This is a genomic window from Flavobacterium procerum (genome assembly GCF_042431625.1).
In the GTDB taxonomy this organism is placed as follows: Bacteria; Bacteroidota; Bacteroidia; order Flavobacteriales; family Flavobacteriaceae; genus Flavobacterium; species Flavobacterium procerum.
The window spans coordinates 231,644-247,924 of the sequence record NZ_JBHLYW010000009.1; the positions used below are offsets into that span (position 1 = coordinate 231,644).

At 40.8% G+C, this 16,281-nt stretch carries 20 protein-coding genes; 8 read left to right on the forward strand and 12 right to left on the reverse strand.

Annotated features, from left to right (window positions below):
* Positions 1-4: 4 nt before the first annotated feature.
* Both ACFFLS_RS12380 and ACFFLS_RS12385 read right to left on the reverse strand, forming a co-directional pair.
* The gene (locus tag ACFFLS_RS12380) at positions 5-850 is read right to left on the reverse strand and encodes an alpha/beta fold hydrolase (protein ID WP_379686514.1); all 846 of its coding nucleotides are present in this window, start codon (positions 848-850) and stop codon (positions 5-7) included.
* A gap of 30 nt (positions 851-880) precedes the next feature.
* Entirely contained in the window at positions 881-1,678 is a 798-nt protein-coding gene (locus tag ACFFLS_RS12385) for an SDR family oxidoreductase (RefSeq protein ID WP_379686513.1), read from the reverse strand.
* 110 nt (positions 1,679-1,788) lie between these two features.
* Between ACFFLS_RS12385 and ACFFLS_RS12390 the strand changes: the two genes are divergently transcribed.
* Positions 1,789-2,199, forward strand: coding sequence for a winged helix-turn-helix transcriptional regulator (locus tag ACFFLS_RS12390; RefSeq protein WP_379686512.1), 411 nt, complete (start codon positions 1,789-1,791; stop codon positions 2,197-2,199).
* Positions 2,200-2,832: 633 nt separating this feature from the next.
* Here the strand turns inward: ACFFLS_RS12390 and ACFFLS_RS12395 are convergent.
* From ACFFLS_RS12395 to ACFFLS_RS12420, 6 genes are all read right to left on the reverse strand, one after another.
* Positions 2,833-3,345 carry a response regulator gene (locus ACFFLS_RS12395; protein WP_379686508.1) on the reverse strand — a complete coding sequence of 171 codons (513 nt, stop codon included), beginning with the start codon at positions 3,343-3,345 and terminating at the stop codon, positions 2,833-2,835.
* A gap of 314 nt (positions 3,346-3,659) precedes the next feature.
* Positions 3,660-3,905, reverse strand: coding sequence for a hypothetical protein (locus ACFFLS_RS12400; RefSeq protein ID WP_379686507.1), 246 nt, complete (start codon positions 3,903-3,905; stop codon positions 3,660-3,662).
* 104 nt (positions 3,906-4,009) lie between these two features.
* Positions 4,010-5,515: a PAS domain-containing sensor histidine kinase gene (locus tag ACFFLS_RS12405; protein ID WP_379686505.1), complete on the reverse strand. Its 1,506-nt coding sequence runs from the start codon at positions 5,513-5,515 to the stop codon at positions 4,010-4,012.
* Between the two features lie 252 nt (positions 5,516-5,767).
* On the reverse strand, positions 5,768-6,193 hold the full coding sequence (locus tag ACFFLS_RS12410; RefSeq protein ID WP_379686504.1) for a response regulator: 426 nt from the start codon (positions 6,191-6,193) through the stop codon (positions 5,768-5,770).
* Between the two features lie 277 nt (positions 6,194-6,470).
* The gene (locus tag ACFFLS_RS12415) at positions 6,471-6,833 is read right to left on the reverse strand and encodes a helix-turn-helix transcriptional regulator (protein ID WP_379686503.1); all 363 of its coding nucleotides are present in this window, start codon (positions 6,831-6,833) and stop codon (positions 6,471-6,473) included.
* A 116-nt stretch (positions 6,834-6,949) separates the two neighbouring features.
* Complete coding sequence (locus ACFFLS_RS12420) at positions 6,950-7,564, reverse strand: Crp/Fnr family transcriptional regulator (RefSeq protein ID WP_379686502.1); 615 nt, start codon at positions 7,562-7,564, stop codon at positions 6,950-6,952.
* A gap of 390 nt (positions 7,565-7,954) precedes the next feature.
* Between ACFFLS_RS12420 and ACFFLS_RS12425 the strand changes: the two genes are divergently transcribed.
* Positions 7,955-8,146 carry a cold-shock protein gene (locus tag ACFFLS_RS12425; RefSeq protein ID WP_379686501.1) on the forward strand — a complete coding sequence of 64 codons (192 nt, stop codon included), beginning with the start codon at positions 7,955-7,957 and terminating at the stop codon, positions 8,144-8,146.
* Positions 8,147-8,401: 255 nt separating this feature from the next.
* Here ACFFLS_RS12425 and ACFFLS_RS12430 read toward each other — a convergent pair whose 3' ends face one another.
* Positions 8,402-10,090: an ATP-binding protein gene (locus ACFFLS_RS12430; protein ID WP_379689415.1), complete on the reverse strand. Its 1,689-nt coding sequence runs from the start codon at positions 10,088-10,090 to the stop codon at positions 8,402-8,404.
* Between the two features lie 337 nt (positions 10,091-10,427).
* Positions 10,428-10,856 (reverse strand): hypothetical protein, encoded by a 429-nt coding sequence (locus tag ACFFLS_RS12435; RefSeq protein ID WP_379686498.1) that lies wholly within the window; start codon positions 10,854-10,856, stop codon positions 10,428-10,430.
* Positions 10,857-11,104: 248 nt separating this feature from the next.
* Between ACFFLS_RS12435 and ACFFLS_RS12440 the strand changes: the two genes are divergently transcribed.
* The 6 genes from ACFFLS_RS12440 (at position 11,105) to ACFFLS_RS12465 (ending at position 15,063) form a co-directional block, all read left to right on the forward strand.
* Positions 11,105-11,245, forward strand: coding sequence for a hypothetical protein (locus ACFFLS_RS12440; RefSeq protein ID WP_379686497.1), 141 nt, complete (start codon positions 11,105-11,107; stop codon positions 11,243-11,245).
* 249 nt (positions 11,246-11,494) lie between these two features.
* The gene (locus tag ACFFLS_RS12445) at positions 11,495-12,199 is read left to right on the forward strand and encodes a VIT1/CCC1 transporter family protein (protein ID WP_512699774.1); all 705 of its coding nucleotides are present in this window, start codon (positions 11,495-11,497) and stop codon (positions 12,197-12,199) included.
* A 107-nt stretch (positions 12,200-12,306) separates the two neighbouring features.
* Positions 12,307-12,741: a thioredoxin family protein gene (locus tag ACFFLS_RS12450; RefSeq protein WP_379686495.1), complete on the forward strand. Its 435-nt coding sequence runs from the start codon at positions 12,307-12,309 to the stop codon at positions 12,739-12,741.
* Positions 12,725-13,675: an FAD:protein FMN transferase gene (locus tag ACFFLS_RS12455; protein WP_379686494.1), complete on the forward strand. Its 951-nt coding sequence runs from the start codon at positions 12,725-12,727 to the stop codon at positions 13,673-13,675. The genes ACFFLS_RS12450 and ACFFLS_RS12455 overlap by 17 nt, the downstream gene beginning before the upstream one ends.
* The gene (locus ACFFLS_RS12460) at positions 13,672-13,905 is read left to right on the forward strand and encodes a DUF4266 domain-containing protein (protein ID WP_379686493.1); all 234 of its coding nucleotides are present in this window, start codon (positions 13,672-13,674) and stop codon (positions 13,903-13,905) included. Before ACFFLS_RS12455 ends, ACFFLS_RS12460 begins: the two co-directional genes overlap by 4 nt.
* 18 nt (positions 13,906-13,923) lie before the next feature.
* Positions 13,924-15,063 carry a DUF3570 domain-containing protein gene (locus ACFFLS_RS12465; protein WP_379686491.1) on the forward strand — a complete coding sequence of 380 codons (1,140 nt, stop codon included), beginning with the start codon at positions 13,924-13,926 and terminating at the stop codon, positions 15,061-15,063.
* Between the two features lie 177 nt (positions 15,064-15,240).
* Here ACFFLS_RS12465 and ACFFLS_RS12470 read toward each other — a convergent pair whose 3' ends face one another.
* Positions 15,241-15,687: a hypothetical protein gene (locus ACFFLS_RS12470; protein WP_379686490.1), complete on the reverse strand. Its 447-nt coding sequence runs from the start codon at positions 15,685-15,687 to the stop codon at positions 15,241-15,243.
* Position 15,688: 1 nt separating this feature from the next.
* A complete protein-coding gene (locus ACFFLS_RS12475; RefSeq protein WP_379686488.1) occupies positions 15,689-16,276 on the reverse strand; it encodes a hypothetical protein in 588 nt (195 codons plus the stop codon).
* Positions 16,277-16,281: the final 5 nt, after the last annotated feature.

Consider the following 16,281-nt stretch of genomic DNA (forward strand, 5'->3'; position numbering starts at 1 on the left):
TTTACTAATTAATAGTATTGTTAATGAAAGCAGTAATGTAAGCTGCAGCCAATTCAGGATATTGATAATGAGGCGCATGACCTGCAGCGTTAAAAATGATGTGCTGTAAAGTCGGCGCTTTTTTCAGTAATGCAAACCAGTTTTCTACCGCAAATGAAATGTCATTATCCCCTGAAATTGCCAGTACAGGAGTCTGCAATGTTTTGTAGGCTTCTCTAAAATTATCTTTGTCTTCTGTCAATTGCGGTGTAGCTGCAAAATAGCGCTGGAGTATTTCAGGCTTAACGGGCACCTTTGATTCATCATATCTTTGAGCAATACGCTCTAAAGATGCCATACCGGCTGCACTGCTTTTCTCTGACGCCGGCTCGAAAAACAATGTAATAATATCTTCCGGAGTATAGGCGGGCTGTAATGCTTTTTCTAAAAATAATGGAGAAAGAGGAGCATCATTTTTACCCAGTGGATTGCTGCCAATTACAATGGTGCCTAACACTCTTGCTGGATAAAGGAAAGTAGCGTATTGGGCTATCAAACCGCCATAAGACCAGCCTGCGACAAAATATTTATCGAATTTCAGGTAGTCTGCTATTTTTGTTACCTGAAATGCAACTTCGTGCAAATCAATTGGCAGCTCCCCTTCCGAATACCCGATGCCTGAATAATCAAAAGTAACCACTGTGTTATTTTTTGCTAGTAAATCAAGAAAAAGAGGATCCCAGGTATCTAAAGTCCCTCTAAAACGATTTGCAAGAATCAGCGGTGTTCCGGCACCAATTTTACGGTAAGCAATCTGTTTGCTGTCAATATCTGCATATTGCGTTTCTGTTGTTAATGCATTATTTTCCATTTTTTTATTATTTAAATCTTAACTTTTGATTTATTTGTTTAATTGCTTAAGAACACTTTTTTCCAGAACCCCATAAGCGAAATGCTGCAGGTTAATTAAGACAGAAGTGCCTTTGCCTACAATATTCCTAAATTTTGGCTTCGCTGTCTGAACTACTTTGAGCACTTTCTCTGCAACCATAGCAGGGTCTTCGGCTTTATCTACCAAATCATTTGTAAATTTTTCAATTTTATTTCTCAATGAATTGTAGTCATCAATTTTGTTGGCTGGTGATGAAGAATTATCCAGAATACTGGTTTTGAAAGCAGCTGGCTCAACCATTGCAACTTTAATATTAAAGCCATCTAATTCATATCGTAAAGCCTTAAAATATCCTTCAAGTGCATGTTTAGAAGCGGCATAATAAGCTGCATTTGGGAATGCTACCAAACCAATAATTGACCCCACAGTAATTATTTTACCCAATTTCTGTTTTCTAAAATAAGGCAGTACTGCATTGGTAACTTTGATTGTACCCCAAAAATTAGTCTCTAACTGCTGCCTTCCAAGCTCAATCGGTGTTTCTTCTGCAATACCAGACACTAAAAAACCAGCATTATTGATAAGAATATCCAACTGGCCTATTTCATTGAAAATTCTTTCCGGAAGAGTGTTTATTGATTGATCTGAATCAAGGTCTAGTGCTATTATTTTGAATGGTACCGACGACTGCATTTTTTCCGGATTTCGGCTTGTTCCAATTACATTGTAACCGTTTCTGTGAAGCTCGCTTGCGATAAGTAAACCAAAGCCCGAAGAAGCTCCTGTTATTAAAATATTCTTTCTCATTTTATTTGTTTTAAAATTTATGTTGTAATTTTGCTTGCAAATTGCAAGTGCAAATATACAAACAACTTTCAAAATGCAAGTTGATTTTTGAAATATTTTTATTTTTTATCATGGAAGCAAACAAAAAAAGGTCTGAATGCCCACTAAGCTGCTCATTGGATGTCTTTGGCGACAAATGGTCTTTACTGATTATAAGAGATTTATTATTTTATAAGAAAGGCACCTACAATGACTTTTTAAAATCAGAAGAAGGCATTGCCACCAACATTTTAGCATCAAGGTTAAAGGCATTGGAGGAAAATGGCATTATTGAGAAATCGGCACACCCGGAGAGCAAGGCAAAAAACTTATATAAACTGAGTAAAAAAGGAATAGATTTACTGCCTATAATCATGGAAATTTACATTTGGTCTGACAAATATTTCACAATGCCGCTAGAAATAAAGGAGATAATTAAAGAAGCAAAAAAAGACAAAGATAAATTTGTAAAACAAATCGTAAAAGAACTGAAAGATGAATGAGGGGAAAAAAGCAGCAGCGGATACACTGGACTTCAAATTAATTTGTGGCAAAAAAAATTAAAGACTTCAAGTTTTTATTAAATCAATTGTAATTATTTTTAAAATTTGCAGCAGAATCATGGCAAATAGATTTTGGAGTACATGCCTTTTTTGCAGCTAAACCATAAGGCTGTTATTTCGAAATATTTCACGGTAATGCCCATCACAATACAGGCTCTTGCAGGAACGGCAATATCTGCAATACATTTTTGCATCTTTTTTAAATCTTCAATAAATTAATAGAAATTTGCCCAATCTAGGCCGCAACGCCAAAATGGCGCCAATTGTCTTCAATCGGCGCCATTTTTTTCATATGCCTGCTAAATAAGTGAGTATTGGCTTGTTTCTGCATTATTTTCCTTTTTGCAATCATACTAAACTAAACCACTCCTGATTTCTAATCCAGCAAAGAGGTTCCAATACACAACTCCCTTAGCCCCGATGGCAGTGAAAATCCTTTTGCGCCGGGGTTCGGCGCAAAAGATTGCAGCAAACAGCGGGAAAAAGCTCCAAAAAGATATCTAACCTAAAAATACTATTATATCCAATTAATTCTTACCATCACAAAAACAAACAAAAATAAACTAATACTCCTTATGAGTCCCCGCGGGATATATTCTTCTCAGAAACAAAAAATAATTTTCTGACCGGCCCCAATAATCCCTTGGCCCAGTGCAGAAGGAATACTTTCTTTAGAATGAGCACAAAGCCCGAAAAAGAACTGGGTTTCTGCACATAAAGGTCCGCCCCTTTCTCAAAGGCATCTTCAACAGCCGAAGGATGGTCCCATGTGGAGAGCATAACGGCCGGGATGTCCCGAAGCCCTTCATCGGCCTTTATTTCTTCCAGCGCCTGAACGCCTCCTTTAACGGGCATGTTAAAATCAATAAAAATCATATCCGGATCAGGCTGGGTTTCATCCCTGAGATTATCCAGAAGCTCCTGCCCGTTCTCAACAATTGTTACCTCAGAGGGCACATCGGTTTGCTCCAGGGCATCGACAAATAATTCCTGGTCCTCGGCATCATCTTCGGCCAGTATAATTCTCAAGGGCTCCTTGTCATTTAACTCTTCAGGAGCCGGTGGGTTATTCTCAGAACTTATCATCGTAAAGGGGTTTTAAACTTACCAAATGTACAGCATAAATCCACACAAAGATTTCAATAACCCCATAATATTAAAAGCAGCAGCAAATCAAGCCTGTAAGCAGACGCCGCGAATAATAAACAGGCTGTAATTTTTCCATTTTTACCACAGATGGCATCAGATGCCTCAAAAAAACAAAAAAAAGCTTCCCAGAGATCGGATGCTCTGCCGTTCTGCTGGAAGGAAAACGGGTTTTAGCACCTTAGATGCCAAAAAAAGCCCGCCTGGGCACAGCAGGCAGGCATAGATAAAAAATCCTGATCAAATTAAGCCGGTTAATCTATTGTTATGGTCTCAGACAGGTTCTCACTGCTGATAAAGTCCGCTATATACTGCTGCACTTCATTTCTTTTATCGGGCAGGGTCTCAAAAGTATTGAGATGATACTGCTCGTCCTGGTCCATGATGTGGATAATCTCGGTATAGCCTTTTGAGATAAGGCTTCCTTTTAATTTAATTACCCTGAGCTGCTGGCGGGGCTCCAAATCTTTTCTCACCCTGAATCGTACTTGTTTGTGCATTGTAAAAAAACTTATGGCAATAAACTGCTGTGATTGTAAATCAAATATAATTATTTAAAAGACAGCCCCGTCATGTCTGAATGTTAAAAAACAGCCGGCACGTCCTAAAGTGTGCTGCTCTGCTGCTTTAAGGGCAGCCGGACCGTAAAGACAGCCCCCTTGTCCTTTTCCCCTGATGCGGTTATGGTTCCCCCGTGGCGCTCCACTATTTTTCTGCACAGCGACAGCCCAAGCCCGCTGCCTTCGTACTGGTCCTTGGAATGAAGGCGCTCAAAGGCCGTGAAGATCCGCTCGCTGTACGCCTTGTCAATTCCGATTCCGTTGTCCTGAATGCAGACCTGCAAAAGATCCCCATCACTGCCCTGAACCAGACTGCTGATGATAATGACCTTGGGGGGCGCTTCTGTTCTGGAAAACTTAAGGGCATTGTGCAACAGGTTGTAGAAAAGCTGCTGGATCAGGATCCTCGCCCCTTGAATCTCAGGGAGCTCGGAGCTGATAAAAACTGCATTTTTCTCCTGTATGACCAGTTCAAGGTCGGTCTTGATCCCTTCAATTACCCTGTTCAGGTCGATGCGCTCCACGGGCTGTTTTTTCTTATCTGCTGCGGAGTACGACAGTATTCCTTCAATCACATTCTGCATCCTGTGCGCGGAATGTTCGATCTTTCCCAAATACCATTCCAGCCTCTCGCTGAACTCTGACTGCATTTCATTGCGCATCCGGCTGATAAAGTTGACCTTGCGCACCGGCTCCCTGAGGTCATGGCTCACCAGATTGGCAAAATGCTGCAGATCGTCATTGGAACGCTGCAGCTCCTGGGTAGTTTCGAGGGCCTCTTTTCGGAGCTGCTGCTCCAGGGCTTTCCGGCGGTCTATATCCTCGATAATGCCCGTAATTTTAACCGGATGCCCGTTCTCATCCCTGATTATTTTACCGGTGATATTGGTCCAGCGCAGCGATTTGTCCTGATTTATGATCCTAGCCTGATAGAAAATCACACCGCTCTTCTGGGCATCAAGGTAGGCTTTCTCACGCACTGCTATATCATCGGGATGAAGCCTTGAGAGGATTTTTTCATTTGTAACGGCATCCTTTGCGTCCCAGATGGAACTGAAATTGCCCGAAGTCACTATGGACTGGCTGAGAAGGTCTATTTCGTAGGTGCCCATCCCCGATGCCTCAACGGCCATGCGAAGCTGCTCTTCGGAACTCTGCACTTTTTCCTTTGCCAGATGAAGGTCCGTGATATCTATTCCCGTATTCATTACCCCATAAACAATTCCCTGCGCATCAAAAAGGGGCATAAAGCAGTAGTTGAAATAAAAATTCTTCTGATGCCCGTCAATTACAATATCAACCTTTTTGTCTTTGGCATGAAATGCACTGCCAGTTTTATAGACCTCAAGGGCCTGTTCAAAAATACGCTGTTTCTCAAGCTCGGGAAGCACCTCAATACAGCTTCTGCCCAGCACCTTATCTCCTTTGCCCCAGGTTTTGATCATGGCCGCATTGGCCAGTTCTATCTTTAAATCACTGCCAGTATACACCCCGATGGGCAACGGGGCATTATCCACTATGTGTCTTAAAAGCTCTAAGGTTATTTCCATGGCCTGGGATCTGTTTTAAAAAACGAATCTATCCATTTTTAATGATCCGGACGTTACACGCAGATTTAAGATTGTTCTACAATTTCCACAGTACAGATCTGCCTGGCTCTATGATGCAGCTTTTTCCAGACAGAATAAAACAGATAAAAAAACAGCGGCAAAAAAAAGCCCCGCATCAAAATACAGCGGGGCTCCATAAAAAGATAAGGGCAGGGTGCTTTAAATCATCCCCGCAGGTCAAATGGGAACACGTCAGTTCAAAAGGAAATCACTGCCCGCGCGGGGATCCTCCCGTCCGATTTCCATTACCCTGCGTATCAGGAATTTTAAATCCCCGTATGAAACAGGCTTGAGGGCATAAAAATCTGCCCCCATACTAAAGACATGCTCCATAGTGCGGGGATTTCCCGAGGCGGAAAAAATGATGACCTTAATGTTTTTCATATCATCTCTGCCGCTGCGTATTTCTTTAAGGCATTCAAAACCGTCTTTTAAAGGCATCTGCAGATCTAGCAGGATAAGGTCGGGAAGCGGGTCGGACGGCACAGAGAGGGCTTCCATGAGCGCTTTGCCGCTTTCAAAAAGCCTGAGTCGCGCCAAAGGGAACATCTCATAAAAAAGCTCGGCAAAAATTTCCCTGTCATCGGGATCATCATCGGCAAAATAGATATTTTTCATAGCTTTACGGCACAATGCGCTCTATTTAATCGATAGGGCAGCTTAAGGAATCTTAAAATTAAAAAGTCATATCTAAATCTATATCGACTTAAAACTTTAAAATATACTATTATACAAAAGATTATTAATAACTAAATATAGGCAATTTTCCGGACCCTGAAGAAAAAACAGCACTATTGCTGCAGGTAGCGCTTTCTGTCATCGTTTTTTTTAGCCCTTCAGCCCAAGCCCAAGAGGGAACTTCTTGCCTGCTGCTGCCAGCCAAAGCAAAACCGTATTAAAGGCAGCCGAATTTATTTTTATAACGGTTGAGTTCCCTGTCGGTTTTCTCCAGGAGTTTCTCCAGAAGGGAAATCTTGTCATTGTAGAGCCTGCTTAAAGCACTGCCCTGCCCTGCGGCTTCACTGCTCTTAAAACCAGATTTCAGGTAATCGCTGATATCAAAGCTTATGATATTTCTCACATCCATTTCAAAGACTGCGGCAATTTCTTCCAGCTTTTCAAAACTCACCCTGCTTGAGCCTTTTTCAATCCTGCTGTAGACCGCCTGGGTCATATCAAGCCTTAAGGCCATATACTCCTGGGTGTAATTTTTTAGTTCTCTTATCGTTTTTATATTCTCATTTATTCTGCTGTGCATAATTTTGGATTTTACTGCGTTAGATTCACCTGCCGGATCCAGGATGCTGAATATGGAAGCAATGCAAATAAATAATCCGCAAGCTCTTGTGCAATAACAAATGTTAACGGTTTGGACTATTTTTTCTCCAGGGCATACTTCAATCGGCTCAGATGCACGGGACTGATATTGAGATAGGAAGCGATATAATACTGCGGCACACGCTGTATAAGCCCTGGAAACTGGAGATTCATTTTTTTATAGCTCTCCATGGGGGAATGCATGTAAAAAGCCTTTATCTTTTCGTTAAGCATGAAAAAATAATCTTCGGTAATGAGCCTTCCCAGTTTCTCCCCATGCCTCAAGGTTCGGTATAGACTCTGCAGCATTTCAAGGGTTATCACTATCACTACGCTGTCCTCAAGTGCCTGTATGGAAAAATTGGAAGGCATATTTTTTAAAAAACTCTCATAATCAGCAGCAAAGGTATGCTCCATGCAGAAATGGAAGGTCTTCTCTTCCCCACTCTCATCAGAGAAATAAATCCGCAGCAATCCCCCGGCAGTAAAGAAAATTTTATTGCACAGCTCATTGTGATCCAAAAGCACGGCCTTTTTAGGATAATAGGCGCTGCTGAACCTGCTCAGGCAGTACTTCCACTCATCATCACTGATCTCGACATAACTGGAAATCAAACGGTGCAGTGCATCTATCCCGTCATTTTTAAGTTTTTCTATTTCTTTGGCGCGCATCTTTTTTATTTTTTGGCTTATACAAATTAAAGCTGCAAAAGACCGTAAAAATTTCCTGAAAAACATCATTTCCCTTCAGGGTTCCCAAAAACATCATTTCCCAGACCGGACGAACCTAAAAACCTTCTTTATGCCGGCAGCTTTTTCCAAAAGCAGGCACTCTAATTCAATAAGGATTATCTGTTAAATACGCCGCCTTTTTTCCAGACAGCTACAATAGGTCAAGTGTTGATAACCTTTTGAAGTGCGGCAAATAAAAACATAAAAGCATGCAGTCCAGCAGTTAAGCCTGTAAAGTTCTTTCTAAAAGTTAATAAAAACACAATTTGCTCCTTATTTTCCCTTTAGTTAATTCCAATACACTATTTTTGAAGAAATTAAACAATTAAGATGCAGCAAGGTACAGTAAAATTCTTCAATGAAGAAAAAGGTTTCGGATTTATAACACCAAATGACGGAGGGAACGAAATTTTTGTCCATGTTTCAGGCCTATCGGAAAATATCCGTGAAAACGACCAGGTAAGGTACGAGGTAAAAGAGGGACAAAAAGGGCCAAATGCAGTAAATGTAGTGAAAGCTTAATAGACCATAAAAACCACTTTGATAAAGCACCTGTCCAAGACAGGTGCTTTTTTATCATAAACCAATTCGAGAGATTTTTTCAAGCCTTATTGATTTAATTTTTTAAACATTCACCCAAAATATAAAACCCTGAAAAGGAAGTTAGAAATAACGGTACAGCCTGCCCATAATTTCATTTTTATGAGCCTTCCCCACCAAGCCCCAAAACTCCAAAAATCTTGTCGAAAAATACACTAACGATTTACCAATGCACATTTAATCCATAGTCTTTAATTTGTCGAGTTTTTCTTTCAGCAAAGCTGCAGAAAACGGTTTTAAGATACAATCATCCATATAATCGCATCCAGGCTGCTGGCCGCTGCTAAAATCAACTGATGCCGTTAAGGCTATAATTGGAATGGATGCCTTTGCTTTATCAGAAAGATTTCTTATGCTTTTCGCCGCTTCAAAACCATCCATCAAGGGCATGTTTATATCCATCAGCACAACATCATAATCATTGGAAATTACAGCATCCAATGCTTCTTTCCCGTTACGGGCTATAACCGGCTGAATATTCCACTTGTTTAGAAGCTTTTTAATTACAATAATATTTACTTCATTGTCCTCTGCCGCTAAAACCCTTAGAGAACTTATATCTTTTTCACTGGGAAGGCTTTTAAAAGCACTGCCGTCCCCACTCTTGATGATTTTAAAAACCAGCTCAAAGCTCAATTCCGCTCCACGCCCTTCACTGCTTGAAATTTTCAAAACGCCCCCTTTAAGGCTGATCAGCCTGCTGGCAATAGTGAGTCCTAGACCTGTGCCGTAGAACTGTCTTTTTGATTTGCTGCTTTTCTGCACATAGGGGTAAAGAATCTGATGCTGCTCTTCAGGCGAAATTCCTATGCCGGTATCCTTAACGATAAACAAAACGGCCAGCTTCTGCTGATCCCTTTGAGAAATTACTGCCTCCATTTCAACACTGCCCTGAGTGGCGAATTTAATGGCATTGCCCACTATATTGAACAAAATCTGTGAAAGCCTGTCTTTGTCACCCAATAAATTAATATTCTCAAGACCCGGATCGTATTTAAAATTAAATTCAAGCTTTTTTGCCTGAGTTTCAGCGGCAAATGATCGATAAATATTTCCCAGCAGGAGATCCAGCCGAAACGGATTATTTTTAAGCACTGCCTTATCGGCATCTATTTTATTAAAATCCAAAATATCATTAATGATAAACATAAGGTTTTGGACAGAGAAACGCAGCACTTCTAGGTTTTCTTTCTCTGCGGGTTTCAAATCCGACATTGACAATATTTCAGCCATACCTGCAACGGCATTTAAAGGGGTCCGCAGCTCATGGGACATAGTGGAAAGAAAGTTGGTTTTGGCCGATGCAAGATCCTGGGCGTCTTTCAGCGACTGCTTCAGGCTAAGGCTGAGCTGGTGCTCCCTCTGGTTTGTTTTTTTAAAAGCATTAAAAAAGAAATAATGGACAAACAGCAGGCTGAAGAAATTGTAGACAAATAAGAATTTAAAAGCTTTCATGTTTAAATTCAGATCAGCCTTCATTAGATCAATGCCTGTATAATCAGCCAGAAAAACCATTGCCGTTACAGGCACTATATTGGCAAGGGAATAAATAAGCCCCCAGCGGGTGCCTAAAATATAATAGGCAACCGAGATGATAATCAAAATATACTGCAGGGTGACTAAATTCACCCCCTGCCTTAATGTTACAATGGCCGACCATATCAAAATACTGACAATCCATATGTATGCATGGCCAAGAAGTCTCCATGAAACCCCGCAGAGCAGAAGAATAAGTGATGCTGTTAAGAAAAAAAGCAGCAAGGCGCTGCGCCAGATATAAAAATTCTCAGCCTGGCCAATGAGCAGAAAAAGTGAAATAATACGCTGAAGAATGAATAAAATCAATATCAGAGTCAATAGTTTCATTCTTGCCTTATTGAGTATTCCCTGCTCGCCGGCCAGAGCCGATCTGTAATTCGAAATCAAATATTGGTACATTTTCCAGAATTAATACATCAATGCATTCAACTTACAGACTGATAACCAACCAATAAGCATACATAAGATAATTATTAGATTATTATGGCAAAAAATAGCAAGACTGCCTAAGCGGCAAAAAAACAAAAAAATACCTTTGCAATCTTGCTTTTAATTTACAAAAAACCTCAGCAATGCCTGTCCGATAAGATAACGGCTGTTTAAAATCCGGCAGCATCATTATACAGCTGTAAAAAAAAACGGGTCAAGCAGACATTGCAATATCTTATTTTATATTCTTATAAATTTCTATTTTCCCGATAACATCAAAATCAAGATTATAGTCAATTGTCGATTCATAATTATCACCGGTAAGCACAATCTCCTGCACCTGGGGAATCAAATTCTTCAGACGCGGCTTTGGATTTTTCGATAAAATAAGATAATACGGCAGAGCTCTTTCAGATACGGGATCGGCCGCAGGCAGATTAAGCACTTCTTCACCAGCCTGCCCGACAAAACACGAACCGGGAAAATTAAGTTTGTTCCGGTCAGCAAATCTCTTGAAATTCTCCAGCTCTGATCGGTTAAAACAAACTCCCTGCAATCTCAAATCAGCTGCTTTTTCAAGTTTAAACCATTTGATATGCACCAGCAGTCTTTTAAAATTAAAACTGTATTTAAAATAATCCAGCTGCGTATTTATGGTATACATGTATTGACCTTCTGAAATAAATTTAAAAATTAATCTGATCTGACCAGACCCCGCAATATCCCTGTTTCTTCATATTCTTACGGCATTAAAAATAAAATCAGTTAAAAAAAGACTGCATCTTAACTGCTAACTTACTTTAATTTAATGCATAAAAACAACAGATCCTGAAATTTAGAATCATTCTAATGGTGCTCTTTTAATAATAAAAGGGATTTTCAAGTAATTTTATGTGTACAAAAAACAGGCATATGAATGATATTGATAAAGAGAGCCTCTCGAATGCTCTTAAAAGCATAGATCAAAAAATTCACCGGTTAAACAATCAAAAAATTAAAGCCTTTTTTGAATCTCTGGGACTCGAGCTAAGAGATGATGGTGCTAAAGATTAACTGAATTGGGAAAACATACTTGTTGTGGTTCCCAGCCGCAGTATTTTAAATGAAATAAAAAGATACAGGGACTCCATATTGCGGATTTCTTTTACTGTAAACCCAAATGCAGAACAGATTCATATTTACGATTTTAATGACTGGAAAAACAGCACCCAGAATAAGACGCAGTTTCAGATTAGGGAACTGCTGAAAACCAATTTTGGAGGCGGTCCAAAAAGCTCCGAAAATCGGGACTGGGTTAAAGTAATGCAAAAAAAAATCATGAAAACTGAAAATCATTACATCACCAGAAGCGGCTGGCTCAGAGCGGCAGTACTGGGCGCCAATGACGGAATTTTATCCACCACCAGCCTGGCCATCGGCGTGGCTGCCGCAAGTGTGAGCAGAGAACCTATTCTGCTGGCTGCAACAGCAGGTTTAACGGCAGGGGCATTGTCTATGGCTGCAGGCGAATACGTATCGGTCAGCTCTCAGGCCGATGTTGAAACGGCTGATCTTACCCGTGAGAGAGAGGAACTTAAAAACAGTCCCGAATCAGAGCTTGAAGAACTTGCGCATATTTATATGCAGCGGGGGCTGAACAAAGAACTGGCCAAACAGGTGGCGATCGAATTAACGGCTCATAATGCACTTCAGACACATGCCCGGGATGAACTGGGAATCAATGAAATTACTCAGGCCAATCCCCTTATGGCCGCTTTTGCATCAGCTTTATCCTTTATTATCGGAGGCCTTCTGCCGCTGCTGGTGGCTGTTTTCGCTCCCATAAAAGAAATGGTATTGTATCAGTACGGTTTTTCAATACTATTTTTGGCATTATCCGGCTTATTGGCCGCTAAAGCAGGCGGGTCCCATACAATCAAAGCTATGCTGCGAATCTGCATATGGGGTACTTTTGCCATGGCGGCCTCTGCACTTGTCGGGTATATTTTTGGGGTTCAGACTGCTTAAAAAAAATGACTGCTGAAGATTAAAAATTAATCAAATCTTAAGCAGCTAAAAAAAATAAGATCCGCAGCAATGCGTTATTTCGTATATATACCCAAAAAGACTATAAAATGAAACTAATTGCAATGTTCCTCTTACTGACGGTGCTTCCCATCAACTGGGAGCCTGACTTTAATAATGCAAAAAAAACGGCAAAGGAAAAACACGGACTGATTCTGCTGAATTTCTCAGGATCGGACTGGTGCGGCCCCTGCATCGTTTTGCGCAGAGATTATCTTGAAAGCAAGATCTTCACTGATATGGCAAATGAAAACCTGGTGCTTGTCAATGCGGATTTTCCAAGAAAAAAGAAAAATATCGGCACACCGGACCAGGTCAAACGCAATGAAGATCTGGCAGAAATTTACAACAGGGAAGGAAGTTTCCCTCTAACTCTGCTTTTGGATGCTGAGGGAAAAGTAATTAAAACCTGGCATGGAAAACCAGAAACTTCACCCGAGCAGTGGACAGCCGAAATAAAAGCGATCTGTGAGAGCCGAAAATAACATCCTGGAGAACAAAAAATACTCGCAATGCCTGAAACTCATGGGAAACAGCTTTACTATTACCGTTGTTGCCGGAAATGAGAAAACAGCAAATGGGAATATTGAGCTTGCCGCCCAGGAGATCAGAAGAATTGAAAAACTTCTGACCACTTATAAAGAGGACAGCCAGACCAATCAGATCAATGATAATGCAGGAATAGGACCTGTCAAAGTAGACCTGGAAGTTTTCAGCCTCATTGAAAGAGCCATCGGCATTTCGAGTATTACGCAAGGAGCATTTGATATCTCCTACGGCAGCATTGACAAAAGTCTCTGGAATTTTGACAAAACCATGACCAGCTTGCCGGATGCCCAGACGGCACTCAAAATGGTGCACCTTATTGATTATAGAAATATTATCCTTGACAGGGAAAATACAACGGTATTTTTAAAAGAAAAAGGAATGAGGATCGGTTTTGGAGGAATCGGAAAAGGCTATGCCGCCGAAATGGCAAAACAGGTTCTGATCAAAAACAATGTCAAGAGCGGCATTATCAATGCCAGCGGAGACCTTTCGGCATGGGGACTGCAGCCCAATGGCCAAAAATGGACTATTGGGGTGGCTGATCCTGATGCCCCAAATAAAGCATTTTCATATATGGAAATATCCAATAAAGCGGTGGCGACCTCCGGAAATTATGAAAAATTCGTAACTATTAACGGTAAAAAATATTCGCATACCATTGACCCAAAAACAGGCCTTCCGATAACGGGGATAAAAAGTGTGACCATTATCGCGTCAAATGCAGAATTTGCCGACGCAATGGCCACCCCGATTGCTGTAATGGGAATCAAAGCCGGTTTGTTTCTAATAGACCAGATACCGGATCTGCACTGCATAATAATTGATGACAGCAATAAAATCTACACATCCAAAAACATCCGCTTGAAATGAAAAAACCAAAGCAAAAAATTCCCGCTCCCTTATGCAGTACTGCTCTTGCCTTACTGCTGCTTTCCTCATGCAGTTCTGTGAAGGAATACCAGAAAGGAAAACTCAACGATTCTGAAATGGTGCTTTCCAACAGGAAAATCGAAAAAACCGAACTCAGTTTCCAATCCTACCGCGAGGGAGCTTCCGGTGCAAATTCAGGAAAAAGCGGCGGAGGCTGCGGCTGCAACTAATTTTGATACGGTCAAAAAATGAAAAGAATATTCATAACAGGATTTGCCCTTTTGGCATTATTCCAGACAAAGGCGCAGAACGTGCCTTCAGATTCTACCAGCTATAAAAGCAAAAAATTAAAATTGGAAGAAGTTAATCTGGTTTCCAGCTACTATAAGCAGGACGGAAACAATTCTGCCGTTACAGGAGGAATTGGTTCGGAGCACCTTACCGATATTGCCAATACCATTGATGTAAAACTGGTAAAATACGGCCAGACGGGAATCAAGCACACCTTTGATATTGAAGCGGGAATTGACCACTACACTTCTGCTTCATCGGATATGATTGATTTAAGCGCCAATTCATCTGCTTCGTCCTCTGATAACCGATTTTATCCTTCATTGACGTATTTAAGGGAAAATGAAGAAAAAGGAAGAGCCTACGCTTTCGGGGTTTCTTCATCAACCGAATTTGACTATCAGTCTTTTGGAGGGAATATCGCCTTCTCACAGAAAACAAAAGACAAAAACGGAGAATTTACGGCCAAATTTCAGACCTTCATTGACCAGCTGAAACTCATTGAGCCCATTGAACTCCGTGCATCTGGAAGCGAAGGGTACGCAAGTGCCAATAGAAACACTTTCGCCGGAACGCTGAGCTATTCCCAGATCATCAATAAAAACCTGCAGGTACTGCTCGTTGGGGATGTTATAAGCCAGAACGGTTATTTAAGTCTGCCTTTTCACAGGGTATATTTTGCAGACGGGTCTGTTCATCAGGAAAAGATGCCCGATACCAGACTCAAAATCCCGCTGGGAATAAGGGCCAGTTATTTTTTTGGGGACAATATAATTATTCGTGCCTATTACAGATATTACAGCGATGACTGGAGCCTGAAAGCGCATACCGCAGATCTTGAAATCCCGGTGAAGCTAACACAGGCCTTTTCAGTGAGTCCCTTCTATAGATATTATTCACAGACAGGAACCAAATATTTCAAACCGTACGCAGAGCATACTGCCGCTGATCAATATTATACCAGCAACTATGATCTGTCGAAGTTTGACAGCAGTTTTTTTGGAATGGGAATGAAATTCACGCCTCTTAATGGAATTTTTGGGCTCAAACACTGGAATACCTTAGAGATTCGTTATGGCCACTATCCGAACTACTAATATGACTTCGGATATTATCAGTATCAATATTAAGTACAAATAAAATTTAACTTAAATAAAAAAAATGGAAAGCCCAATTTAGAATTGGACTCACTCAGCCAAACGGCGCCAATTGAAGACAATTGTCGCCATTTTTTTTTTAAACACTTATTCCTGTTCAAAGATTGGTAAATATTTTTATTCCCTCTTTATTCTAAAGACCGTTTTTCTAAATAATGCAAGTCCATTAGTTAATCTATTCTTTTTAGTAACGATTGGAATGCTCAAAATGGTGAGAAGCGATATGCCTGCAGCTGTACCCAGAGCGCCGCCATAACCAGTGAAGAACCTGCTTGCATTGAGAAAGATGATGCAGAAAACTACCCCTCCTGCTCCTATGGTCCAGTAATTCGACACCAATCGGCTTGAAACCATGCCGATAAATGATGATCCGATAAATACCAAAGGGATATTCTGGGCTAAATACACTTTAATATTTAGGGCATTAAAATGAAAAATGAGTGCAACGGCAAGCGATAAAACCGCAGAGGAGCGAACGGGTCCCTGCTTCCTGCCTTCACTTACATAAAAGGTCATAACTGCGCCGGTGAAACCGATTATGATTAATACTAAAACATCAGACATACTATAAAATAAGATAATAAATAAATGAAGTTATTGCCACCCCTGTGAATGCCAGGGTGCCTAATCTGCCGCCGACTCCCGAAAAAAGGCTTTTGGAAACCAGGATCAGTACAGCTGTAAAAAAGCTTGCCGCCAGAATAAAAAAGATATCCGGCGCCACGCGCGTGCTGGACATTCCAATGAATGCACCGCAGTACATTACTGCGGGCGCCTGCTTTAGATAATTGGAGCGCCTACTGATTTCAGGCACAAAAGACCCAAGAGTTCCAATTGCCGCCGCCGCAATTACAGGACCCAATCCCAGATAATGATTAACATAAAAGGAAGACACTGCCCCTATAGGAATCCAGGATACAACCAGTATATGCTCGTACTGATGATCATGATGATGAATCTGTCCCTTCAAATAAGTTAAAATGATTAAAGGACACATGACTATGATGGAAATCAAAACCCACAATGACTGGAAATTTTCCCTGAAAATAGCAGACAAAAAAGCAATCTGGATAATTAAAAGTATTAAAATAATCGTCTTCCTGACAAACCTGCTTGTTTTGGCATGCTTATAATTTTTATTGATTTCCTCCATTTAAT

Coding starts and splice junctions, on each gene's coding strand:
- ACFFLS_RS12380 (WP_379686514.1), bottom strand. CDS start 850: ATGGAAAATAATGCATTAACAACAGAAACGCAATATGCAGATATTGAC.
- ACFFLS_RS12465 (WP_379686491.1), top strand. CDS start 13,924: ATGAAAAGAATATTCATAACAGGATTTGCCCTTTTGGCATTATTCCAG.
- ACFFLS_RS12445 (WP_512699774.1), top strand. CDS start 11,495: ATGCAAAAAAAAATCATGAAAACTGAAAATCATTACATCACCAGAAGC.
- ACFFLS_RS12425 (WP_379686501.1), top strand. CDS start 7,955: ATGCAGCAAGGTACAGTAAAATTCTTCAATGAAGAAAAAGGTTTCGGA.
- ACFFLS_RS12395 (WP_379686508.1), bottom strand. CDS start 3,345: ATGATAAGTTCTGAGAATAACCCACCGGCTCCTGAAGAGTTAAATGAC.
- ACFFLS_RS12390 (WP_379686512.1), top strand. CDS start 1,789: ATGGAAGCAAACAAAAAAAGGTCTGAATGCCCACTAAGCTGCTCATTG.
- ACFFLS_RS12385 (WP_379686513.1), bottom strand. CDS start 1,678: ATGAGAAAGAATATTTTAATAACAGGAGCTTCTTCGGGCTTTGGTTTA.
- ACFFLS_RS12405 (WP_379686505.1), bottom strand. CDS start 5,515: ATGGAAATAACCTTAGAGCTTTTAAGACACATAGTGGATAATGCCCCG.
- ACFFLS_RS12470 (WP_379686490.1), bottom strand. CDS start 15,687: ATGTCTGATGTTTTAGTATTAATCATAATCGGTTTCACCGGCGCAGTT.
- ACFFLS_RS12430 (WP_379689415.1), bottom strand. CDS start 10,090: ATGAAACTATTGACTCTGATATTGATTTTATTCATTCTTCAGCGTATT.
- ACFFLS_RS12415 (WP_379686503.1), bottom strand. CDS start 6,833: ATGCACAGCAGAATAAATGAGAATATAAAAACGATAAGAGAACTAAAA.
- ACFFLS_RS12450 (WP_379686495.1), top strand. CDS start 12,307: ATGAAACTAATTGCAATGTTCCTCTTACTGACGGTGCTTCCCATCAAC.
- ACFFLS_RS12435 (WP_379686498.1), bottom strand. CDS start 10,856: ATGTATACCATAAATACGCAGCTGGATTATTTTAAATACAGTTTTAAT.
- ACFFLS_RS12475 (WP_379686488.1), bottom strand. CDS start 16,276: ATGGAGGAAATCAATAAAAATTATAAGCATGCCAAAACAAGCAGGTTT.
- ACFFLS_RS12440 (WP_379686497.1), top strand. CDS start 11,105: ATGAATGATATTGATAAAGAGAGCCTCTCGAATGCTCTTAAAAGCATA.
- ACFFLS_RS12410 (WP_379686504.1), bottom strand. CDS start 6,193: ATGAAAAATATCTATTTTGCCGATGATGATCCCGATGACAGGGAAATT.
- ACFFLS_RS12400 (WP_379686507.1), bottom strand. CDS start 3,905: ATGCACAAACAAGTACGATTCAGGGTGAGAAAAGATTTGGAGCCCCGC.
- ACFFLS_RS12420 (WP_379686502.1), bottom strand. CDS start 7,564: ATGCGCGCCAAAGAAATAGAAAAACTTAAAAATGACGGGATAGATGCA.
- ACFFLS_RS12460 (WP_379686493.1), top strand. CDS start 13,672: ATGAAAAAACCAAAGCAAAAAATTCCCGCTCCCTTATGCAGTACTGCT.